Genomic DNA, 4,934 nt, shown 5'->3' with positions numbered 1-4,934 from the left:
TGGTAGCTCGCCCGGTCCAGCAACTGGTACTCCATCTGCTCATCGGACAGGTTGTACAGCCGCTTCAAGACCAGGATGCGCACCATCACCTCGGTGGGGTAGGCGGGCCGCCCGCCCCGGCGGACATCCCCGCGTTCGATCAACGCATCCACCAGCCGGGCCAGTTCGCCGAAGTCGATGTGCCGCGCGATCGCTTGCAGCGGATCGCCTACCTCATCCCTCTTGTGCTGGCGCGAGGCCTCGGCGAACAGGTCGAACTTCAGCGCGCTGCGGGGGGTGATCATGGCTATGGCGGGTTCAGGCGTTCTCGGTCAAAGACAGAGGGGCTGGGTTTTGAGAGGTTCCCTATCGATGGATTTCATCGAGTTATACCGAGGCACGTTGAAGCCATTTCCTGCATTGTTGGTTTGCCACACGCTCGGCTCAAGTTCCGAATTGGACCATCTTGTTGGCCCCGCCATGTAGCTGCAGTAAAACAGCGCCAGTCCTACCGGCTCCTTCGCACCTGATGGATGCAAGAGCTTGAGGATTAGGCGGTCGTGTTCATCATGGAATGCGTTGAAGGAAACCGCACCCCCTCTCCATTCATGCAAATGAACTCGAAGCTTTTCAATTTCTCGATTCAGGTTTGCATTTTACTTTTAAGGCCACCGTTCATAACAATTTTTATGCAACCAAACTAAAAACCTGCAAAATCGCATTTGATTTAAAATCATCAATTCGAAATGAAATTTCGTAAGGATGCTCCAAATCAATTTTATATGTAGCCCCATCAAAAACAAGGATATGAGACGAAACACCAGCTTTCCTCAACTCGCCTAGCATCACAATTTCCGCCGAAGATTGCGGCTGCAGTGTATGAATTTTGGAAGCATCCCGGTAGGCAACCACATCAAATGCAATTGGCTCAAGGATGAAATCTCCATCACTTATAAATAATCCCACACGACTAGCTACGCGCTGCATTTTTTGCAACGGAATTTGCATCGAATTTTCAGAATTATTCCAAAAAATAACACGAAATTCGTAACAATTACCATTTTTCCGAGAAGAAATCAGCTGAACTTTCATTTCAATTTCCGTAGCGATTTTGCTTCACAAGCTCAAGGTGCTGCCCCAACTCTTTAAACTCCTCGTAGGTGAATCGCTTAGGTGAAGCATCTAACAGGATGCTTTTGGCTCGATATTCATATGCATCAATATTAATACCATTTACATCCATACGACTAGGTCTACCCTTCAGGGAATCTAAAGCATGCAACCCCTCTTCATAAAATACTGAAGCATTAGGATTTTCTGGCAGATAAATTGTTCGCCTAAAGGCGTTAGTATCAATATCAACAAGCTCCTTCATAAAAAGACCTTGAGCACCTCGCTCATTAAGTACTCTATACGCCTCATCTGTTCCGATTTCCAATTTAACTCCGCGCTTGGTCAAATAGTCAGCCCATAGTGCAAGTTTATTCTCAGGAACGGGATTTAGCCCCGGCGGCAAACCGGAATCTAACGATGCAGTATAAGGCCTATTGAATTCGACATTGCCAAATTGTGAGCTTATCTTAGGAGCAGCACCAATATTCGTTCCAACACTCTCTGAAGCCGGCAAAATGGTCCCAGCGCGAGCACTGCTGCCAGCCCAAATGCCACTTCGAGCAATCCCCGCGACCCCAGTACCGACAGCAATCACATTCAGCGCTGACTGTCCAAATAAAACTTTGGCACCTAAACTATCGCCTCTGGCATTCAAAGCGTTGACCTGATCGAGGTTCAACGGTTCCATTCCTCGCCAATTTCCGGTCATTGCCCTGAGTGCCATCGCCGACGCTTTCTGGGGCAAGGCTACCAGTGATTGCACTAGAGCATTATTACGAGCGACTGCATCCCGAGCAGAACTGTTCTTTTCTGCCAGCACGTTTCCTGTCAGCAAATTCAGCGAAGTCCATACTTGATCCGATGCAAATTGCGTAGCGCCGTGTATCACGCTGGCTGGGAGCAGCAGGCTAGCGCCCATGGTGGCACCTACTTCATCCCCAATCGGCCCGACAATTCTCTTAGCTTTGATAACGATCTCTTCCAAAGCCTTTTCCTGCCCTTCAGTCCAAGCAGAATTTGGAGCACTTGAATCACTTTGAATTACAGTCCTATCCCCAGCAGGTATCAAATCCGAAGCGTCAGCGACTTGTATCGACGGATACTTAACAAATTCAGTTCGATAGGCCGACATATTTTCAGGAACTTGGAAATAACCATCTTTTGAATCATTGAAGGCCGTACTTTCCCTGTATTTCAGCTCTCGAGCTTGAGCACTCATCTTATCGGCGAAGGCGCCCCCAATAGCATTCCCAAAAGCATCCGTGGCAATCTGCTGCACACTAACCCGTCCACCTCTCGCTACCGCCGTTGTTAATCCAGCTGCAAATCCGCTCAACGTTGCTTTCGCAACCATCTCAGTGTTGATCGGCTGGGCAATTCGCTCTCCCTTCGCATCTGTGAGGCCCAGTGCGTTGTTCATTCCCCAGGCGACTCCAGCCCCTGCTGCGCTCGCTGCCACACTCCTCCAATCGAAGCGGTCCTGCAGCCCGGTCACCACACCAATGCCCTGGGACAACGCATTGCCGACCGCTGCCCGGGCCACCGACACCCCGAAGTCCGATCCATGGAGCAATTGGGTGCCTGCCAGGCCGGACGATATACCCCCGCCGAGCGCCGAGAGCGCCACACCCTTCCAGCTGAAATCGCTCTGCGCACCAATGGCGATGCCCACGGCCTGGCTGGCAATCGAGCCGACGGCCCCGCCGATCGCGGATGCGATGAAAGCCCCCGTTGCAGTGAGCGTGGTGCTGCCGACGGTTACGCCTACTGCGCCTGCTGCGGGTGCGAATGCAGCGCCCAGCAATTCAGCGGCGGCCCCTGCCGTGAAATACGCAGCGACCACCGCCACCACGATCATGATGATCTGGCCGACTCCCCCACAGCCACCCCCGTTCGCCGGCACCGGCAACACCGGATCCATGCTCCCCGTCGCCTGGCTCGGGTCGTACGGCTGGAACGTCTCCACGCCGTTCGCATTCAGCGACAGCTTCGGCACCGTCAGCGTCTGCCCTGCCGTCAGTTGCCCGTCGCCCGACACCGCCAGGCTGTTGGCGTCCGCGATGCGCCACCACAGGCTCGCGTCGCCCAGCACGTTGCGGGCAATGTCTTTCAGCGTCTCCCCGCCCACCACCGTATAGGCCACCGGGTCCAGGCTCTTGTGGCGCGGGCGGATCTGCGCGGCCTGCAGGCGGAAGTCCGCCGTGTCCACGTATGCCGGGTTGTTGGTCTGGGGTGTGTTCTCCTCCTGGGTGGGTGCGTCGCCGTAGCGCGCCAGCACTTCGCCGTTGGCGACCAGCTGGCGCTGCACGTGGCCGGGCGTCAGCGCGCTGCCGGTCACCCCGCCCTGGTAGCCCGAGGCCGGGTTGGCGATGCTGCTGTTGACCTCGGTCTTGTCGTTGAACCCGCCCTGGCTCACGAACACCGCCGTGCCGTTGGCGTCGTTGACGAACGTGCGGTCGTAGCGCGCGTCGTTGCTCGTGGCCTGCGTCGCCTGGTTCGTCAGTGCTGCCGCCAGGCTCCCGTCCGGGGCCTGCGCCGCGCTGCCCGTCGCCTTCGGCTGGCGGATGCCCACCACGAAGCCGTTGGCGTCGCGCTGCGTGATCGTGCCCACCACGTCAGCTGCTACATCTCGCTCAAGGCGCGGAAATATGCGCGGATGGCTTTGGTGCTTTGAGCGGGTCGAGGGTTGTGAGAGGTTCCCATACGGCTCGAAAAGTGGATAACCGTTTGGGAACCTCTGCAAAACCTCATTTTTCAAAATCTGGGCCCAATTAAATCAATGGCTTACAAGGCCCTTAATGGGAATTTCAGGGGTTTTGCAGACTCTCCTTTGGTATCTCTGCAATCATCCGAAATGCGATACCTGGATAATTTATTAAAAGGTGCGCACTTATATTAATCAACCCTAGATATATTCCACTGCGAATCTTTACTGTCGCGCCAAGCACGCCAGCCAAGAGGTAATTCAGCTAGTTGTTCCACACTAGAATCAACTTGGACCACACTTTGCAAACTCACCAAAATCGCGTCAGCCTCAGTGAATGGTAAATTGGCGAGAAACTGCCATGCGCCGTCATCGGCATCATGAGACACCATCGAAATATAAGCTTGCCCATTTATTATCCTACGATCAGTTATTACCGCAACGTTGGGTTGATCAAGAAATTTCCATTCTTTAATAGTCATCCTATTTATTCCATTTATAACGATTTTGTTCCCTTGAAAGGACTTGTGCATTGCCGTAGCTATTAGTACCTGGCTCCATTGTTGGATCAGCAGGAACACGAGCTATCACATGATCCACTTGTGCCTCAACTCTTGGTGGAGTAACTCCGCTCCGACTCTTGCTCGGTGCAACCAATACTGTTCCGTCGAGGTCAGAGCGAAGCAAACCAGCGTTTTCCTGCCTATTAATCTCATAGATCCTCGCCTTCTGCACCTGAGTAAATGGCTTTCCCGACCCCACAGAAGCAGAGTCACCTAGCACAGTATAGTCAATTGGGCCTTCCCACCTAGAGCGTGTTATGAACTTTGCTTCATGAGTGCGATGCGGGAGGTAGAGTTTGCAAATGCCCCGCAAGCCCTACCCGACAGACGTCAGCGACGAAGAATGGAGCTTCGCTGCGCCATACCTGACCCTGATGGACCCGCACGCACCTCAGCGTGGACACGATCTGCGAGAGGTCTTCAATGCCCTGCGCTGGCTGGTGCGCGCGGGAGCGCCCTGGCGGATGCTGCCCAACGATTTGCCGCCTTGGGAGGCGGTCTACCAGCAGAGCCGTCGCTGGCTGGATGCGGGTTGCTTCGAGGCAATGGTCTCGGACCTGCGCTCCATCATCCGG

5 protein-coding genes are annotated in these 4,934 nt (G+C 54.2%); 1 reads left to right on the top strand and 4 read right to left on the bottom strand.

The genetic code is table 11. The features are described 5' to 3' along the window. The 4 genes from BLR05_RS26925 to BLR05_RS25420 form a co-directional block, all read right to left on the bottom strand. The coding region (locus BLR05_RS26925; RefSeq protein ID WP_244160192.1) for a transposase at positions 1–281 on the bottom strand (281 nt) is incomplete at its 3' end. Between the two features lie 385 nt (positions 282–666). Further along, complete coding sequence (locus BLR05_RS26350; protein WP_143016044.1) at positions 667–1,071, bottom strand: hypothetical protein; 405 nt, start codon at positions 1,069–1,071, stop codon at positions 667–669. Between the two features lies 1 nt (position 1,072). Then, positions 1,073–3,703 (bottom strand): LysM peptidoglycan-binding domain-containing protein, encoded by a 2,631-nt coding sequence (locus tag BLR05_RS26345; protein ID WP_167361351.1) that lies wholly within the window; start codon positions 3,701–3,703, stop codon positions 1,073–1,075. A gap of 284 nt (positions 3,704–3,987) precedes the next feature. Beyond that, on the bottom strand, positions 3,988–4,377 hold the full coding sequence (locus BLR05_RS25420) for a hypothetical protein (protein ID WP_244160191.1): 390 nt from the start codon (positions 4,375–4,377) through the stop codon (positions 3,988–3,990). A 284-nt stretch (positions 4,378–4,661) separates the two neighbouring features. On the opposite strand from BLR05_RS25420, the gene BLR05_RS25415 reads away from it, so the two are divergent. Further along, positions 4,662–4,934: transposase (locus BLR05_RS25415; RefSeq protein WP_143015907.1), on the top strand; the 273-nt coding region annotated here is incomplete at its 3' end.

The organism is Paracidovorax cattleyae, from assembly GCF_900104515.1.
Classification (GTDB): Bacteria; Pseudomonadota; Gammaproteobacteria; order Burkholderiales; family Burkholderiaceae_C; genus Paracidovorax; species Paracidovorax cattleyae.
The sequence above is the reverse complement of the archived record's forward strand: the minus strand, read 5'-3'. Positions and strand labels throughout refer to the sequence as shown.

Bases quoted from the DNA above. Each gene is read 5' to 3' on its own strand.
- BLR05_RS26350 (WP_143016044.1), bottom strand. From the start codon at position 1,071: ATGAAAGTTCAGCTGATTTCTTCTCGGAAAAATGGTAATTGTTACGAA.